The organism is Candidatus Schekmanbacteria bacterium (assembly GCA_016219965.1).
Lineage (GTDB): Bacteria > Schekmanbacteria > GWA2-38-11 > GWA2-38-11 > J061 > JACRJM01.
Map to the genome: position 1 here is coordinate 77,914 of JACRJM010000002.1, position 17,495 is coordinate 95,408.

Below are 17,495 nucleotides of genomic sequence, written 5' to 3' on the forward strand. Positions count from 1 at the left end.
TTTTTTCATTTAATGCCTCCTTTAATTTGAATAGAATAAATAAAAAAATTGCTTATTAATAAAATAAGCTTAGCACAGCTTTTGGGAAGTGAAATTTAAAAATTACTAAGGGATTTTTTTTATGCTTGAAATAAGCATCTGCAATTCACTTGAAAGACTTATTCAGTTAGAGCGCGAATGGAATTCTCTGGAGACAGAGCAGAAGGGTTTCAATGTATTCATGTCATTCCCCTGGATTGCAGGATGGTTTAGGCATATCGGGAATGATGCAGTTCCTTTAATTATTACAGCCAGATGCGATGGAAAGCTTGCAGGCCTTATCCCCCTTGCAGTAAAAACTGGAATGGTCATCCCTGCCGGTTATCCAGAGTCTGACTTTATTGATGTCCTTTGCGAAGATGAAGTCCGGGAGGAATTCCTGAGCGAGATATTTAAATTTCTATTTGCGAACTTTTCAACATCAAAACTGGTCTATATAAAATCTGTGCCGGAAGAATCAGGATTATACAAATGCTTTAGCAGGTTTCCTGCACCTTCAGGATTTGGCAGTTCTCTCACATATCTTTCATCATGCAATACGTCGGACATAAGTTCAGGATGGGAGGATTATTTTAAGAGCTTTTCCACAAAGGTATGTGCTGATTTTCGCAGGCGCTGGAAAATCGCATCAGGTTACGGAGAGGTAGGATTTCATGTTATTGCCGGAGACGAGATAACGGAAGAGGTAATCAATGATGCAGTATCAATCAATCTGGCAGGGAGAAAGGCTTTAAAAAAGACCGCATTTTTTCAGGATAACCGCCGCATTGAATTTTTCAAAGACCTTGTAAAGAGCAGTGTGATTAAGAAACAAATGCTCGTTGCATTCCTTAAAATTGGAGACAAGCCCGCTGCCTACAAGATATGTTTCATTAACGGCGATGAAGTCTGGGAATACAATACTGCATTCAGAGAAGAATACGCGAGCTGCTCTCCCGGAAAACTCCTTACTCTGCGGCTTTTGGAATATTTGGCTCAAAAAGGCTTTAAATCATACAATTTTTTAAAAGGGGATGAGCCTTACAAAAAAGATTTCGCAGTTCCAGGCAGAAGGTTGTTCATCATCTCTCTCTACAGGAAAAATCTTATCTCCATGCTTTCCTATTTCTATATGGTAAGGGGGAGAGAGATATTGAGAAGGTCGAAATTTATCACAGACATCTATGACAGGTTTTTTTCATAGAAGAAGATTATATAGGAACTGAGAAGAGCATGGCTTTTGAACGGAAAAAAATAATAAAGGAAAGCGGTCTCATACTTTCTGCAAACGGGGTAAAACTTTTCTCAGGTTTTATCACCTTCATGATTTTTTCCCGTACTCTTGGGAGCGAGGCGCTCGGGATTTTTGCGGTCACTGTCTCCTTTGCAGAAATAGTAAATGAACTATTCGAGTTTGGCTTTGATACTGCCTCGGTTTCAGTGGGGGCAAAATATGATGCCCCTAATAATAAAATTGATAACAGTAATAAACTTTCATCAATAGTCAGTACAAATCTTATACTCAAGCTGATCACAGGGGTGGCATTGTTTGCTTTAGGAGGAGTCCTTTCAAGACCTTTTGCAGAACTTATATTCCAGAATCCTGAGATGAGCTCTTACCTCTTCATAGGTTTTTGCGCAATACCGGGACTGCTGATATTTGATGTGGCACTTTCTGTTTTCAGGATGGAACAGTCTTTCACAGCATATGCGATTTTAAGGGGAGGTGGTGCAATTCTCACCCTTTCCGTTTCAGCAGTTCTTGCATTTTACGGAATACTCACCCTTAAGTCAGCTCTCATAGTTTATCTTGTCGCCATTCCTGTTGTTACGGGATTTGCAGGGATAGCATATGGTTACAGAAGGTACAGGCTTTCAGCCCCGGATATAAAAACAACATCTGCCGAGCTTTTCAGGTTCGGAAGATGGATTTATCTTGCCAATATAACAGAGGCATTAAGGCTTAAGATGAATAATTTCCTTCTCGTAAAGTACTCGTCTCCAAAAAGTGCAGGGCTTTATTATACAGCGGACAGATTATCAGAGGCGCTGGTTCTTATTTCTTCAACTATATCTACACTGCTTTTGCCAAAGGCTTCATCAATGACAGAAAAAGCGGAGCTTCGTTCTTTTACCATAAAAAGCGTAAAGGTGATTTCTCTTATCTCCATTCCTGTTCTCATTGTGATCCCTTTTTCAGGGGATATTATCTCTCTTCTTTTCGGGGAAGGCTTTAAGGGTGCGGCTGCGGCGTTTATCCTGATCTTTCTAAGCCTGCTGGTTGAGATTATATGCAAGCCTTTCCTTTTTGCCCTCTTTTCTCTTGGCGATTCAAAGGTCATCTTCAGACAGAATGTTATAATCCTTCCGGTCCTTCTTTTAGCGGCTTATTTTATGATACCGGCATATGCTGAGAAAGGCGCAGCTCTCGCACTTTTAATTGCAAGATTTTTCGGAAATCTCTATCTCCTTCGCGAAGGGTATGTGAAGATTATTAAATAAAAGATTATTAAATAAACGTTTGACCCTGATTTCAGAAAACCTATAATCAGACAAATATAAAAAAAGGTATTTAAAAATTAAGGAGGGGCTAACATGACTATTAGCAAAGAAGATCTGGAAAAGAAAATAATAGATTTCCTTGATGGGGGCGGCTATCTTGCCCTTGGTACCTGCAAAGACAATATCCCGCGCGTGACTCCAGTGGCTTTCGAAGCAGATGGGATGACTATTTGGATAGTGGCAGATCCGGGCGGGAAGATGGAGAATATGAGGGCCAACCCAAATATTGCATGTGCAGTTTATTCAAGGATTGAAGATGATGTGGAGAATATAAGCCTTCAGATTCAGGCGAAAGCCAAGCTAATAACCTATGATTCTGACAAAGACCAGTTCATGAAAATGGCGGAAAAAAGGGGTATGATTGGAAGGATTGAATCGCGGAAGAACAAGGAAACAGGCCTCATATATTCCCCCTTTCTCAAGAAAGAAGTTGCGATGGAAGATATCCTGAGAAGGATTACTTTTCTTAGAATCGATCCTGATGAAGTCACTTATCTGAGTCTTGGCGGGGCTCAGGGGGGATTTAAAGCTAAATGGAAAAGGAACGAATAAAACCGGAGGATATCTGATGAGAAAACAATCTCTCGGCGGATACGGAAAAGTTTGGAACGAGGAGGTTGACGGCTACGAACAGTTTCAGAGCATTGTTATCCCTAAAAAAGATGAGATGCTTGCTACCATTGTTGAAATGGTTCCATTCGAAAGCGAAAGTCACATTCGCATCCTTGAAATAGGCGGTGGGAAAGGGGCTCTCACGGAAAAGACACTTGCGGCATTCCCGAAATCATCTTATGTTTTCTCTGATGCTTCGGAAGGGATGGTGAAGGCATCGGTAGAGAAATTTTCTGGAAGAAGTTATGATATCCACTTTGAAGAGGCTGACTTTAATAAACCGGGGTGGAACAAACCATTAGGAAATAAAAAGTTCGATCTCATTTTATCTTCCCTTTGTTTTCATTACATAGCTACTAAACGCAGGGCTCCATTTTTTAAAGAGCTTGGCACAATGCTCAAAAAGGTCGGAGTTCTTATGTATTCTACTGCTGTTCAGTCACCGTACGAGATAATCCAGAAAAAAATAGAGCGCAATCATAGAGCATATCTGAAACATCGGTTCGCTGAAGTTATGGGCTTGGAAGTAACTGATGAAGACATGGACAAGATGTATAAAGAAAAACGAGGAAGGCTTGGCGTGAATTCCATGACTGTCAGTGAGCACCTTGGCTATCTGAAGAAATCCGGGTTTGCAAGATATGAGCTTATATGGCGCTACAGGCACTATGCAATATTCATGGCAGTGAAGTGAAATAACTCTGCTGACTTAAGCAACCCAGTAGGCATGCGTGAAGAGCAATGTGAAAAAGGTGAGCAGTACGATAGACAAGTAAACTGCTGTCTTGAACCATATTTCTTTTTTAAGCATCAGGGCAAATGAAATAAAGAGCGGGAAGATTGTGGATGTATATCTTCCCATGCTTTTCCATCCCATAAAGGATAACAATACCATCAATATTGCCCACGAAGCATAGGCTATGCCAAGTTTTTTCCACGAGATAATGCAAAAGATAAGGCAAAGAAAGAAAAGCAGGATGTAGAATAACCTAAGCACCGGATAAAATCGCTCTACAAGAGTGCTTGCTGAAAGAAAAACACTGATGCTTTCCCTCGCTGTTTCAAGGGGAGTCCCGGCATTCCAGCCATGGGCAGTCTGATTTGTGGCAAATAGAAGCGGATTCCCGAATGTAATTGAGAGGTAGAGCATATAACTTCCAACTCCCAGTCCGGCAAGTGCTATCCATAGTATATCAGGGCGTATTTTTTTTCTGTCCCATCCGGACTTATCGAGATAGAGGACTAAGAGACCGGCAATCGTTAAAAATCCTACGATACGGGTTGCACCCGCTCCGGCAGCCATGATTGAGGCGAAAATCCACTTTTTCTTTTCGCCAAAATAAAAGGCGGAAACCACAAGGAGAATGAATAGGGATTCAGTGTACATTGCCCTATAAAAAAGAGAAAAAGGATAAACCGAAATAAGTATGATCGCCTGTTTTGCAACCTTGATATCGTAGTTCATTCTTATGATGCGGAATAGCAGGATGAGGGCAGCGAGGAATGAAATGTTGGATATAAGAACTCCACAGAAATATACATTGGGAATGATTTTATTAAGCGCTCTTATGAACAGAGGATATAATGGGAAAAAAGCGGTATCTTTTTGACCTTCAATATTCTTTGCTATATTCGTATAGCCGGACTCTGCGATTCCCAGGTACCACCCTGCATCCCATCTCACCCAGCCTTCAAGGAAAATGTTTTGTGGGAAAATGCACCAGTTAAGGCTTGCGGCCCTCATGGGAAATAAATAAAGCATGGTGCATGACAGAAGATTGAGCCATAGCCATGTTAGGGAAAAAACGATAACAGGGAAGTTATTGTCATTCCACCATTGCCGCAAATATGAAGTTTTTTCGCTATAGTTCACAATTCACCTAATTTTCTTGACATTATACTACAACCCCAATACATATAAAACCTTCATCTTAAACCCTTTGTTACATATTTTCCCATTTAAGGAGGTTTTGAATGTATCAATTAACAGAAGAACAGAAGATGATAAAAACTCTGGCAAGGAAGATTGCCGATGAAAAAATACTGCCCATAAGAGCAAAGCTCGATGAGTCGGAGGAATTTCCGCACGATGTATTGAAGGCTCTTACAGAGGCTGGTCTTACCGGGCTTTATATCGACGAGGAATTCGGCGGCGCGGGGATGGGAACTTTCGAGATGTCTCTTGTCATGGAGGAATTATCAAGAGCCTGTGCAGGTATAGCCATATCATACGGAGCCTGTGGTCTTGGCGCCTATCCTTTGATACTTTTTGGAAGCAAGGAACAGAACAAAAAATACCTTTCCAGGATTGCATCTGGTGAATGTTATGCAGCCTTCGCTCTTACAGAGGCAGAGGCAGGAAGCGATGCCGGAAACGTAAAGACCCGCGCAGAGAAGAAAGGCAACAAATATATCCTCAACGGGACCAAGCAGTGGATAACCAATGGAAGCGTTGCAGAGATATATACGGTCATTGCCTCGACTAACCGCGCAAGGGGAGCGCGAGGGCTTTCAGCTTTTGTAGTTGAAAAGGGGACTCCGGGTTTCACATTCGGCAACAAGGCTGAAAAGATGGGAATAAGGGCATCGGTTACATCAGAGCTTATTTTCGAGGACTGCGAAATACCTGCTGAAAACCTCATATATAAAGAAGGCGCGGGGTTTGCAGTTACTATGAAAACCCTCGACAGAGCGCGTCCCGGAGTTGCAGCACAGGCTTTAGGGATTGCACAGGGTGCATTTGATGAGGCGCTCCAGTATTCAAAGATAAGGGAGCAGTTCGGAAAACCCATATCAGCGAACCAGACCATACAGAACATGCTTGCCGACATGGCTACGGAGATAGAAGCGGCACGCTCTCTTCTTTATAATGTTGCAAAATACGTTGATTCAGGAGCTGCCGATATTTCCAAGGAATCTGCAATGTGCAAGCTTTACGCATCTGACGTTGCAATGAAGGTGACTGTTGATGCTGTCCAGATACTTGGCGGCTACGGCTACATGAGGGATTATCCTGTTGAGAAGATGATGCGTGATGCCAAGATTACGCAGATATACGAAGGCACAAACCAGATCCAGCGGCTCGTAATTGCAAACAAACTGCTGAAGTAAATTTTAATTTTATGGCAGCCGCCGGATTTAGTCTGCGGCTGCCTTTTTAATTTAATTCCGTCTATGCCCGACATCTTTCCTTTTTTTTAACCATTGAAGTCTATTATAATATAAAAAATGGAAAGCATGGAAAACAGAGAGAGCCTTACCGGCAGAATATCAGAGAAGATAATCGGCAATACCATCTTCAACTATCTTGGCAACATCTGGCAGATTCTCATAAGCTTTTTTCTTACTCCCTATATTTTAAGACAACTTGGCATGGAGCGCTTTGGGATCTGGGCTGTAACCTTTGCAATTACAAGCTACTTTTCTCTTCTTGACCTTGGAGTCGGCGGGTCTTTTACAAAATTTATTGCCGAGTATGATGCTAAAAAAGATGTGCGGAGAATTAATAATGTCATAAGTCATGGTTTTCTTTTCTATCTCCCGCTTGGGGCATTGCAGTTTGCCATTGGGTTCCTGATCATTGAGCACATCACGGATTTTATTAATATCAGTGCAGAGCTGCGCACCGAAGCTAAAGATGTTTTTCTTCTTGGTCTGATCGCATTCACTATCCAGAATATCGGAATACCGCTTCGCTCTCTTTTCGAGGGTTTTCAGAAGATGGGGTTGTTAAACTGGATAAGGGCTTTAAGCACTATACCGAGGATAGCCGGTACTGTTTTTTTCCTTCAAATGGGATACGGCATTATAGGGCTTGCCATCAATGAGATAATCCTTGCGGTTATTATAAATTTTATATCTCTTTTTTATTCCTACAGGATATTCCCGCAGATGAAGATGGTACCCAGAGAGCTTGACAGGGAGATTCTAAAGAATGTCTTTACTTTTGGCTATAAACTGCAGGTTAGCAAGATAGCCTACCTTATAAATTTTCAGACAGACAAGTTTATCATTGGCTATTTTCTCAATACTGTAATGGTTGGTTTCTACGACATAGGGGCGCGTGTGGCTTCACTTGTACGCTCATTTCCGGTTCTCATGGTTTCTGCCATTACTCCTGCCGCCTCTGAGCTTGATTCGAAAGGTTCTTCCGAGATGGTATGGAAACTTTATATCAAGTCTTCCCGCTATCTTCTGCTCTTTACAACACCGCTCTTTGTTTTCACTCTTTTTAATTCAAGTATAATCCTTGAGGTCTGGCTTGGCGCTGTTTATGCGCCTGCAGTTTTAGTCCTTCAGATACTCTGTGTGGCTTATTTTTTTAACCTCATATCAGGTGCGGCAAATGTGATTGCCATAGGTATAGGAAAGCCTGAGTTTGAAATGGAAACAAGCATCTATGCGTCGATCATTAACATAGGGTTAAGCATTCTCCTCATCATGAAATACGGGCTTACGGGATGCGTTGGCGCTACTGCCGTATCTTTTGTTTTTTATTCATTCTATCTTATATATAAATTTCATTCTTATTACGGAAAATCTCTAAGCATTTTTTTGAGGCTTATGGCTCTTCCCTTATTATCATCTCTTGTTTCGGCTTCATTGGCATTAGGATTTCAGCAACTGTTCATAAGCCAGTCTTATTTGATGAAGGTGATGGTCTTTGGAGGAGAATCCCTGATATTTGTAATCGTCTATGGCGCACTTATCTATTTACTAAAATTGGTTGGAAGCGAGGAGATGGAAATAGCACGCAACATGATAAAGAGATTTAACTATGGTAAGGACATATAAGGAGGAATAAGCAATAAAGATAAGTATAATCTGCTATCTCGATGTTGTGACGCTTAACGCCGAGAGCATACAGGTGATAAACTTCGCAAAGGGGTTTAAAGAGCTGGGGCATGACGTAGAGATAATTGCGCCTTTTATTAGGAGTGCTATTAGACATGACAAATCCATAAAACAGAGCAAATACAAAGAGGGAATAAATATTAATTTTGTCCCGGTAATTAATCTCAAATATCTAAGGCCGCTCAGTTTTCTTTTTCTTTCCCCCATATACATCCTTTTTTATCTCTTTAAAAAAAGAACTGATGTTGTCATCTGTTTTGACCTTTGCAATGCGCCTTTTATTGTTCCCGTAGTGAAGGCCGCAGGCTTTCCTGTACTTTTGTATCTTAACAGCATTATTTCAGAGGACATGGAGATCGCGGGGAGAAACAGGCTTCTAATATGGCTTGTTGAACGCTGCTACAGGATGAATGTGCGGATCAGTAATTTAGTTGCTGTCGTGGCAGTGCCTATAAGGGAGTATATCATAGAGAAAAAATGTAAAACTCCGGATAAAGTGGAAGTCATAAGAGATGCTGTTGATACAGAGCATTTCAAAGTAATGGATAAAGAGATAGCCTGCCGCGAGCTTGGACTGTCCCCCTCATTCATTTATATAGGTTTCGTAGGAAGCCTCTGCCCCTGGCATGGTGTTGACTATCTTATAAAAGCCGCGCCACTTATTTTGAAAGAAGACGAGCGTGTAAGGTTCATTATCGTAGGCGATGGAAGGATGAGAAAAGAGCTTTCCGAAATGGCAGATAAGCGTGCCATATCGGATAAGATTATATGGACCGGCTTTGTACCATACGAAAAAGTTCCGCTATATATCGCAGCCTTTAATGCTGCCGTAGTATTTTTTAAGCCGCTGCGGAGAAACTATGGTTCTCCAATGAAGATATTTGAATACCTTGCATGCGGCAGAGCTGTCATTGCAAGCCCCGGACCGGAGTACGGGGATTTTGTGGAAGAGTTAGGGGCTGGTCTGTCAATAGACCCGGAGAATAGTGAAGACTTTGCGAAAAAAGTTATAAGTCTGATTAAAGACAAAGAAAGATTAAGGCAGATGGGAAACAATGGAAGAGAGGAAATGGTTAAAAAACATACATGGAAGACAAGAGCAAAAGAGATAGAAGAATTGTTAAAATAACACATATCATCTCTGCCGGTGGAGTTGGCGGCGGCGAAAGACAGCTCCTTATTTTCGCAAAGGGCTTTGCAAGAGATAGATACGAACTTGGCTTTATAGTTCCTGAAAGAGGTGCGCTTTCCTCTAAGCTCGAAGCTCTTGGGTTTAAGCCGGAGGTGATTGATATAAACAGAAGCCTTTTAAGCATTCCTGTTATGCATAAACTTATAAAATATCTAATGGAAACAAGACCGGATATTGTCCACACCCATGGTGCAAGGGCGAACTTTTACGGAAGGATCGCAGCTTCACTTGCCGGCGTGCCTTTCTCTGTATCAACTATACATAATTCAATCTCTGATTATCCTGTAAGCAGTTTCAAAAAAAGGATTTACATAACAGCCGAGAAATTAACGGTACGAAAAGCCGCAAAGATTGTGACAGTTTCTAATTATCTTAAAAATGAACTTGTAAGTGAATATGGGATTTCTTCAAAAAAAATCATTACCATATATCCGGCAATTGATGAAATCGCTTTACAGGTGACAGATGACCGCTTTGCAACAAGAAAAAAACTCGGCGTAAATGATTCAGAACTTCTTATTTCCCAGATGGGGAGGATGACCCCTCAGAAGGGTTTCCATTATTTTATAGAGGCGGCAGGACTCCTCTCGAAAAAGCATGGCAATCTTAAATGGCTTTTTGTCGGAGATGGTCCTTTGCGCGGGGAGCTTGAAGCTCTATGCAGTAAAAAAGGAATAAGTGAGAGATGCATATTCACAGGCTTTAGAGAGGATGTTGGAAATCTTATCTCAGCCTCAGATATCTTTGTCTCTTCCTCACTCTCCGAAGGTTTCCCAATTACGTTAATAGAAGCCTCTTACATGGGAAAGCCTGTTGTGGCAACGCGTGTGTCCGGCGTGCCGGAGTTTATAGAAGACAGTGTGAATGGGATTCTCGTCAAGCCGCAAAACAGTGAAGCTCTTGCTTTGGCAATAGAAAGATTGATAGTTAGCTCATTTCTTCGCGAACAACTTGGCAATTCTGCGAAACAAAGCGTTTCAGAAAAATTCTCAGCAGAATATATGATTGGTAAGTTTAGCGACCTATACGAAACATTGCTTTTAAAACACACAATGATTAGTAGTTTTTAGTAATGTGCTACAGAATGTTCTCTTGAAAATGGTTGAGCTTCAGGATATTTTAAATTTTATAATAAGGTAATTGTTGCTACAGCAAATTGAGGCAGCTTATGGGATTTAAGCCAAAATACATTATAATTCCGAAGATTAATAAGTCGCTTGTAGAGATTGAACGGGTACGGGGCTTTTTAGATGCGGTTAAGCTAAAGGATGATTGGATTGCCGACATGCAGGAAAAGGCGCTTATCCTTGAGTCGCATCATTCCACGCATATCGAAGGTACGGCTCTAAGCCTTGAACAGGCAAAGAGCATCTTAGAAGGCAAAAAGGTTAAGGGTATCAACCGTGATGATGAAAAAGAGCTTTTAAATTATAAGAAGGCGATGGATTTTCTTTCAAGGTACCTTGGGAAGGACGATCCTGTTACTGAAGGTGTCATCCGCGAGCTACATAAGATCATTGTTAAAAATGTCCGTGGTGGTCAGGCAGATCCGGGGAGTTACCGTAAGATTCAAAACTTTGTCGTTAATTCCCGCACGAGAGAAGTTATTTATACACCACCGACACCCATAGAGGTTCCGCACCTTATGCGTCAGCTTGTGGAATGGATAAATTCGGCTGAAGATGTGTCTCCTATAATTGTGGCTGGCATAGCGCAGTTTCAGTTTGTGCATGTTCACCCCTTTATTGACGGTAATGGCAGGACGGCACGGCTTCTTTCAACACTTATCCTCTACAAGACCGGTTATGATTTTAAACGGCTTTTTACGATATCGGAGTATTACGACAAGAACCGTTCCGCCTATTATCAGGCAATACAATCTGTGAGAAACAGCAATATGGACATGACGGTGTGGCTTTCCTATTTCATCGATGGGCTGCAGTCACAGATGAAAGAAATCCAGCAAAAGGGAGAACAATTAATTAAGCAGGATTCAATGTTGCAGAAGATTAAGAAAGTTGGCATAAGCACGCGGCAGGAAATGGCGCTTAAATACCTTTTAAGAAACGGCACTATCAGCGTGAATGAATACCAGTCTGTCATTTCCTGTATCAGACGTACTGCACAGAGGGATTTGGAAGACTTGGTTGAGAAAGGAATCATAAAAGCCGTGTCAAAAAGTGCTACCGATCCTACCAAACACTATCTTTTACTGTGACAGGTTACTGTGACATACTGTGACAGGTTACTGTGACAGGGTTAGCTGAAACTATAAGGGATTTAGTAGAAAACAATATATGTTCAATTTTGCCTCAAAACAATCCTTCTCATTTTCCATACAGTATGACTCGCTTTATCCTCCGAGTTTGTGAGCTTAAAGAGAGCATTTGATATATTCTCGATTTCAGGGGGACTTAAACGTTTCTGTACAAACTCGCTTTGCCTCCAGGTTGTAGTAGTATTTGGTAAAAACCATGTCGCAGCCTGGCTGTCCGCAACCGGTAGAATAGCGCAATCATCGATAAGAATCTCTGCATCGTAATTTTTTCCCGCCAATTCCTGACCGACAAAAAGATGAGCGCCTTGCGTTGCCACGAGGGCTTCATTGGTAGAAAGATATAGCTTGAATACTTCGATTTCAGTTTCAATAGCCTCAACTTCCTCGATCACTATGGTGCCGCCTGTCTTCAGTTGAGTGACCCAATTTTTAATAACTTCTACAGGGTTTGGCAGATGGGATAAGATAAATCGCGCATACATGACATCCCCCATTACCGGGAAAGGTGCTACAGTGATATCATGCTCTATGAAATGGCAATGCGGGAACCTGCTCTTAGCTATGTCAAGAAAGACGGGTGAATTGTCCAGTCCATAAATCTCGTGCGGTTTTATGGCTTGATAAAGCATATCTGTCGTAAAGCCCGGACCGCATCCTATATCAAAAGCTATGGCGGGAGATTTTTTAATGTACTGTGTGAGCAGCGCAGAAGCCAGGGGATTGAAGAATTTAGAGATTTCTTCCAGCCTGGAGGCAGCTTCGTTTCCTGTTCCGAATGTGTACTTCATATAATATAGCTACTCTCCGGAAGGCGACCGGTCAAGAAGATTGTCTAAAGCAATCTTCTTCTAAAAGGACGCTAAGTCAAAATGGGATTATTGTTTTAATGTAGAGAGTTTACGTATTCTTCTGGTGGTTAAGAAAATTACAAGCATTTAATACTAAACTCTTATCAGTTAATCTTGTGGGATCTTGTGGATTTTCGTGGATGTCGCTTAAGTCGGTTGGAAGGCGGTGGTTCAATTTCTCTAACATCTTCCTCTTTGCTGGTAGTTTGCTCAAGTACAAAAGGTTCTCCGTAGCATTGTTGATACACTTCGGGGAATTCTTTCTGTTGTCTTAATTCCTTGAAGATTGGCCATTGCTTATAGTAGGCTTGGTGAAATTCTGCATCATGCTTAAGCTTACCCATCAGCTTGTATGCTTTTAGATAGTCTCCTTTAAGTACAGCTACTGCCAACTTAAATTTATCTTCGCATGCACTCCAATCTTCCAAAGATATAATTTGCTCACATTGCTTATTGTCGCCAAGCCATTTATATGCTTGGGCTCTATTTAATATCATCATTCTTTTACTTGTCTCATCCGAATGCTTCATTTGGTCTTGTGTAAATAAATCTAATATCCGAATTGCTAATGAATACTCTCCTTTGCGGATGAGTTCATATGTTATATCCACTATATTTGTATCTGAGTCTTCGAGACGGTCTGGACAAAGACGTCTCCAAATGACATGAGCTAACTTAACGCCAATTTCATAAATGCAATTATACGCTTCGGCGAAATATGAAATTGGTGCTTCTAGTTGATCACCGATTTTGCACTGATCCGGGAGTGGACATTTGTGTTCAGAACAGACTCTCAGGTACTGAGAACATATTTTTCCGTCACAATGTACAAATAAATTGCGTCTTTCTGTTAGTTCGATAAAAGTTGGCCAGCTTAATAGTTCCTTATTGAAGGAGGTCTTAAGTTTCTCCTTGAGCCATGCAAACTGATCAACATGACTCCTTCTAATAATTGATTCTACCTCTTTTTCAATAATATACTCCTTTACCGCTTCGATATTTTGAAATCGTATGAGGTCAGTGTACGGTATTGCCTTCTCTGAAGCATTCAGCATTTCCGGCTTTACAGCGAAGATAAACCTTATAACTTGCCCCAGAAAAGAGTCATATTGGGATACTAGAGAAATAACAAAATGGCGAGGAACTAGCCGACATGCAGTTCTTAAATTTCCATACTCTCTTTCTAACTGTGCTAACGGGCCAGAATGACCAGCGTCGACAGAATATATAAATATTTTTCCTTCTTTCTTAATTTCGATGTGGTGCTTCTCTATATATAAATTCTTTTTTTTTCTAGCCTCGCTAAGAACATAGCCAGTGACATTTGTTAATAATGGAAGAGTAGTCCACAGGCTCTCAATATCTTGGGTGAACTTACCAATTTCTCCGGCAAGAATTTCGGTAGGATGTTTACCTGTTGAGGTTTCTGAGTCCACATGTTTCCTCATCTGGTGGTTGAGCAATCAATATATTAAGCTACTTTTGTAGTCTTATTATATTCTAAAATAATTTTATATAATTTTTAAAGGTATCTGGTCAAGATAATTACCTAAGACAAAAAGTAAATGGTAAAATATTTAGCTCTTTCTTTATTTCGTTTCCTTACAATTAACGCTATGTTAATAAGTTATTAATAGAAGAGCAGAGAATTACCAAATAGAATCAAATTATTTGTAAAGCCTATTTCTAAAAAGCATACTATCCATTTTATATAATTCTGCAAAACTCCTGGTCAAGAAGATTGTCTTATTGAAAGGGCACTTTTCTCTTGAATTTTGTTCGTCAATGTGTCTTTAGATTTTATAATTGGAAGATGAGCTATGAGCTTTTAGCTGTTTAACTTCTCTTTGAGGGGGGATCCTGATGGAAACGCTCAATATTGCAAGGCCGGATTACAACCCAAAAGTATCAAAAATCCCGGAGTTAATAGGCAGGCACCCAGGAACGATTGCACCTGTTATCAAATGCAGGCCGCAGGCTGTACAGATCGTAACACCTGTAAGCGGCTCCCGCGTTTCAGGAAAAATTGAGATTAAAGTGAGAATCAGGGATGGTTATCCTGAGGTCTCCGACAACCTTAAGAAAATAGCCGTCACAGTGAACGGGGAGAAATTTGAGTTCAATCAATCACCCTGTTCTGTTTTTTATGACACGGCACCGCTCGGTTTCCGCATTATGAAAATAAAAGCAGAGGCCATAGGGAAGGGTGAAGAAGGGGAAAACGATGTCCTTTCATCATACTACATAAATGTTGCCGCAGAGAACGGCGCATTTGACAGGACAAAGCCCCTTATCCTTTTTACAGGCGTCATAGAGCCAAAGCTCACCAACATAGACAAGCCGTGGACTTCTCAAATGTACAAGGACTGTTATCTTTTTTCTAAGAACATAATGGACCATCTCATGCATTATGGGTTTGTTCCATCATTTTTAAAAGAGGTCGATCAGTTGAGCGTGCTTATCGATCCCACTCAGCCTAAAAAAGGTTTTGAGGAATACACGCCTGTTAAACTTATTGATGTGCTTGGAAGGGAAAAGGGACCAGGACAGGAAAAGACATACACGGAGATGATTCCAGACTGTGTCTGGATGGAGCCTACCAAGACAAGGCTAGGAACTGTGCTTCGCGGCTATCATACTCCGAACTCCTTTACACCGAATGATATGGCGGATATTTACGAAGTCTTTGCCGCAAGGGTGTGCACATACTACAATCAATTTGAAAAGTTTTCCGGAATGAGGGGATGGGACCAGACCCAGATGCTTTTTAACGACGTAATGGAGAGGCTCGAAAAGGCGGGTTATAATTATCCCTGGGAACCATATTCACTTCTCATTGGTGAAAAGCCGCATACCCTGAAGGAAAAGATAAAAAAACATGTTCTTCAAAACAACATCTCAAGCGTTCTTCTTTCAGACTATCTCACAGACCTTTCAGATTTTGAAGATGCCAAGTGCCTCTGGGAGGAAGCGCAGGAGGCTGTTGATCTTGTGGCGCAGGAAACTGGCAGGAAGCTTCAGCTCGCAGTCCTCTGGTCAACCGGGGGAAGACTGATGGGAATCCATCCGGGTTTTGCGGAGGCGGCGTTAAAAGTCACGCAAAATGAGATAGAGTCATCTGGCATCCCTGAAAATGCAAAAATTGGTATGATCCTTGGCGAGCATGGCTATCCTCCGGGCAATGGCGACGAGGACGTGATCGGGATCAACATGGAGCGGGTTAGACAGAACATGAGAAGCCATTATGACAGGAAGCTTAAAGGGCTGAGAAAAGGATATACAGAGTACCATCTTGGCATGAATGAATTTAACAACAATCCGGAATCATACCAGATTGGCTCAATGGAATGGATGGTTGACTATCTCCACAGGGGCTTTGACTGTATCATCTTCCAGCCCTACTACTTTACGAACGAGACCATAGACCTCTTTGAACATCTGCGCCACTGGGCATTTGAAGTGGATGGCGTTGATGGCCATGAATTCCACGGCGGCCATGAGGTGCTTGACAATTACAGGAGCGATTTCAATTTCAGAGGGACAAGGATAATAATCACCGGCTCTATCGTCGGCAGGTATGAAAAAGACGGCGCAAAATCGCCGCTCCTAAAGGAAGGCTATAATCTTTTCACAGGAGCGATTGCAGAGCAGATCGGGGAAAGGATAGAAGAGCTCGGTGTTCCTTCAATATGATGGATAAAGCAACTTTCAGGTACACGGTTTTCTTTATGATCCTTGCTGTCCTGCTGATGGTTTCCATTCTCTTTGGATATTCATTCTGGAAACCGGGGTTAGATGTCACAGACGGAAGATATGATGTAGGGAAAAACGGCATCTGGATCCAGCACGGCTGGATTGGCGGCGACGAATGGTTTGTTGAAAACGATAAAAAAGACAGGATCATTGATTTCAGGAATGCCGAACGGGTTAAAGCGCTTGCAACGCAATTGAGGGAACACAATATCACATATGTGTTCCCTCACCTTTGTCCCACTTCTGTAAACGGTGTAATCCCGAACGTTGATTCTGAACAGACCAAACTCTTTCTTAAGACTTTTGAAGGTTTAAATGTCATGCCCTGGGTTGGCGGAGTCAGAGGCATTCAGGCTTTCCCTGAAAAACCTGAATGGAGGAAAAACTTTGCCGGGTCTATCCGCAATCTGCTTACAACTTATCCGGAATTTTCAGGCATCCATATCAATATTGAACCATCCCCTGTTAGCTCAAGGGAATTCCTTGTTTTGCTCGATGAAGTGAAAAGTGCGTTTCCGGAAGATGGAAAAAAGAGGATACTGTCTGTTGCAATATCCTCGCCTCCAATGCTTTCGAATCCATTCTCCAAAGCAAACAGGAAGAAGGATTACTACCGCGAAGTTGCAAAGCATTGCGACCAGATGGTGGTCATGATGTATGATACGTCTATCCAGTTTGAGAAGGTATATCAATATTTAATGGCTAAATGGACGCAGGAGATAATCTCCTGGTCAGGCGAGAGAGACGTTCTTCTGGGGATTCCTGCCTACAAGGACGAAGGAGTTTATTATCATAATCCAAGGGTTGAGAACATTGAGAATGCACTTCTTGGAATTAATGCAGGGCTTAGCCATTACGCTACGCTTCCCAAAAACTATCAGGGAATATCTATATATTGCGAATGGGAGATGGAACCCGACGAATGGAAGTTATTGGAGGAGCACTTCCAGCAGTTAAAGTAAACTATCCATATTTGTGAAGCTGGTTGAGTTTTAAACTTTATTGACTCAGCTTAGTGCTGGTAAGACGATTAAGGCTGACTCCTGCCTCAGCAGCCTGGATTGCAAGCTTCTGATGGACTTGCGGAGGAACGCGCACCATAAATTTACCGCTGTAATGTCTTGATGCAATTGGTTCTGGCACATCTTCTCCTTCGTTACGCATGTCTTTTACCACTTTTTCAACTAATTTACGGATTCCTTTTAATGCCCCCTCAGGAGTCTTTGCCAGCCAGCTTAGACTGTGGAATTCAGCGCACAACCCAGCATATTCATTGTCGTCCTCGGACCATGTTATCCGGTACGTGTACTTATCTTTTTTCATAGTCATGATATACCTCCAATCGTTCAAGAGCGAGAAGCACCTACTTTACCTGATA

The 17,495-nt window shown here is 41.6% G+C and carries 15 protein-coding genes; 11 read left to right on the top strand and 4 right to left on the bottom strand.

What is annotated here, in order from left to right:
- Positions 1-121: 121 nt before the first annotated feature.
- The 4 genes from HZA77_01225 (at position 122) to HZA77_01240 (ending at position 3,886) form a co-directional block, all read left to right on the top strand.
- Positions 122-1,222: a GNAT family N-acetyltransferase gene (locus tag HZA77_01225; GenBank protein MBI5374028.1), complete on the top strand. Its 1,101-nt coding sequence runs from the start codon at positions 122-124 to the stop codon at positions 1,220-1,222.
- 29 nt (positions 1,223-1,251) lie between these two features.
- Positions 1,252-2,520, top strand: coding sequence for an oligosaccharide flippase family protein (locus HZA77_01230; GenBank protein MBI5374029.1), 1,269 nt, complete (start codon positions 1,252-1,254; stop codon positions 2,518-2,520).
- Between the two features lie 93 nt (positions 2,521-2,613).
- Positions 2,614-3,132: a pyridoxamine 5'-phosphate oxidase family protein gene (locus HZA77_01235; GenBank protein MBI5374030.1), complete on the top strand. Its 519-nt coding sequence runs from the start codon at positions 2,614-2,616 to the stop codon at positions 3,130-3,132.
- 16 nt (positions 3,133-3,148) lie between these two features.
- Positions 3,149-3,886, top strand: coding sequence for a class I SAM-dependent methyltransferase (locus HZA77_01240; GenBank protein ID MBI5374031.1), 738 nt, complete (start codon positions 3,149-3,151; stop codon positions 3,884-3,886).
- Between the two features lie 15 nt (positions 3,887-3,901).
- Here the strand turns inward: HZA77_01240 and HZA77_01245 are convergent, their stop codons facing one another.
- Complete coding sequence (locus HZA77_01245; protein ID MBI5374032.1) at positions 3,902-5,065, bottom strand: hypothetical protein; 1,164 nt, start codon at positions 5,063-5,065, stop codon at positions 3,902-3,904.
- 101 nt (positions 5,066-5,166) lie between these two features.
- On the opposite strand from HZA77_01245, the gene HZA77_01250 reads away from it, so the two are divergent.
- From HZA77_01250 to HZA77_01270, 5 genes are all read left to right on the top strand, one after another.
- A complete protein-coding gene (locus HZA77_01250) occupies positions 5,167-6,303 on the top strand; it encodes an acyl-CoA dehydrogenase family protein (GenBank protein ID MBI5374033.1) in 1,137 nt (378 codons plus the stop codon).
- A 126-nt stretch (positions 6,304-6,429) separates the two neighbouring features.
- A complete protein-coding gene (locus HZA77_01255; protein MBI5374034.1) occupies positions 6,430-7,986 on the top strand; it encodes a flippase in 1,557 nt (518 codons plus the stop codon).
- Between the two features lie 73 nt (positions 7,987-8,059).
- Entirely contained in the window at positions 8,060-9,175 is a 1,116-nt protein-coding gene (locus tag HZA77_01260) for a glycosyltransferase family 4 protein (protein MBI5374035.1), read from the top strand.
- Positions 9,133-10,308 (top strand): glycosyltransferase family 4 protein, encoded by a 1,176-nt coding sequence (locus tag HZA77_01265; protein MBI5374036.1) that lies wholly within the window; start codon positions 9,133-9,135, stop codon positions 10,306-10,308. Before HZA77_01260 ends, HZA77_01265 begins: the two co-directional genes overlap by 43 nt.
- A gap of 98 nt (positions 10,309-10,406) precedes the next feature.
- A complete protein-coding gene (locus tag HZA77_01270) occupies positions 10,407-11,456 on the top strand; it encodes a Fic family protein (GenBank protein MBI5374037.1) in 1,050 nt (349 codons plus the stop codon).
- An 83-nt stretch (positions 11,457-11,539) separates the two neighbouring features.
- On the opposite strand, the gene HZA77_01275 is transcribed toward HZA77_01270, so the two are convergent.
- The gene (locus tag HZA77_01275; GenBank protein MBI5374038.1) at positions 11,540-12,304 is read right to left on the bottom strand and encodes a methyltransferase domain-containing protein; all 765 of its coding nucleotides are present in this window, start codon (positions 12,302-12,304) and stop codon (positions 11,540-11,542) included.
- Between the two features lie 164 nt (positions 12,305-12,468).
- A complete protein-coding gene (locus HZA77_01280; GenBank protein ID MBI5374039.1) occupies positions 12,469-13,800 on the bottom strand; it encodes a hypothetical protein in 1,332 nt (443 codons plus the stop codon).
- Positions 13,801-14,227: 427 nt separating this feature from the next.
- Between HZA77_01280 and HZA77_01285 the strand changes: the two genes are divergently transcribed.
- Together HZA77_01285 and HZA77_01290 are read left to right on the top strand one after the other, a co-directional pair.
- Positions 14,228-16,057, top strand: a complete 1,830-nt coding sequence (locus HZA77_01285; protein ID MBI5374040.1) for a hypothetical protein — start codon at positions 14,228-14,230, stop codon at positions 16,055-16,057.
- On the top strand, positions 16,054-17,079 hold the full coding sequence (locus HZA77_01290) for a glycoside hydrolase family 18 protein (GenBank protein ID MBI5374041.1): 1,026 nt from the start codon (positions 16,054-16,056) through the stop codon (positions 17,077-17,079). Before HZA77_01285 ends, HZA77_01290 begins: the two co-directional genes overlap by 4 nt.
- 37 nt (positions 17,080-17,116) lie before the next feature.
- Here HZA77_01290 and HZA77_01295 read toward each other — a convergent pair whose 3' ends face one another.
- Positions 17,117-17,446 (bottom strand): type II toxin-antitoxin system HicB family antitoxin, encoded by a 330-nt coding sequence (locus HZA77_01295; protein MBI5374042.1) that lies wholly within the window; start codon positions 17,444-17,446, stop codon positions 17,117-17,119.
- Positions 17,447-17,495: the final 49 nt, after the last annotated feature.

Bases quoted from the DNA above. Each gene is read 5' to 3' on its own strand.
- HZA77_01225 (MBI5374028.1), top strand. From the start codon at position 122: ATGCTTGAAATAAGCATCTGCAATTCACTTGAAAGACTTATTCAGTTA.
- HZA77_01230 (MBI5374029.1), top strand. From the start codon at position 1,252: ATGGCTTTTGAACGGAAAAAAATAATAAAGGAAAGCGGTCTCATACTT.
- HZA77_01235 (MBI5374030.1), top strand. From the start codon at position 2,614: ATGACTATTAGCAAAGAAGATCTGGAAAAGAAAATAATAGATTTCCTT.
- HZA77_01240 (MBI5374031.1), top strand. From the start codon at position 3,149: ATGAGAAAACAATCTCTCGGCGGATACGGAAAAGTTTGGAACGAGGAG.
- HZA77_01250 (MBI5374033.1), top strand. From the start codon at position 5,167: ATGTATCAATTAACAGAAGAACAGAAGATGATAAAAACTCTGGCAAGG.
- HZA77_01255 (MBI5374034.1), top strand. From the start codon at position 6,430: ATGGAAAACAGAGAGAGCCTTACCGGCAGAATATCAGAGAAGATAATC.
- HZA77_01265 (MBI5374036.1), top strand. From the start codon at position 9,133: ATGGAAGACAAGAGCAAAAGAGATAGAAGAATTGTTAAAATAACACAT.
- HZA77_01270 (MBI5374037.1), top strand. From the start codon at position 10,407: ATGGGATTTAAGCCAAAATACATTATAATTCCGAAGATTAATAAGTCG.
- HZA77_01275 (MBI5374038.1), bottom strand. From the start codon at position 12,304: ATGAAGTACACATTCGGAACAGGAAACGAAGCTGCCTCCAGGCTGGAA.
- HZA77_01285 (MBI5374040.1), top strand. From the start codon at position 14,228: ATGGAAACGCTCAATATTGCAAGGCCGGATTACAACCCAAAAGTATCA.
- HZA77_01290 (MBI5374041.1), top strand. From the start codon at position 16,054: ATGATGGATAAAGCAACTTTCAGGTACACGGTTTTCTTTATGATCCTT.
- HZA77_01295 (MBI5374042.1), bottom strand. From the start codon at position 17,446: ATGACTATGAAAAAAGATAAGTACACGTACCGGATAACATGGTCCGAG.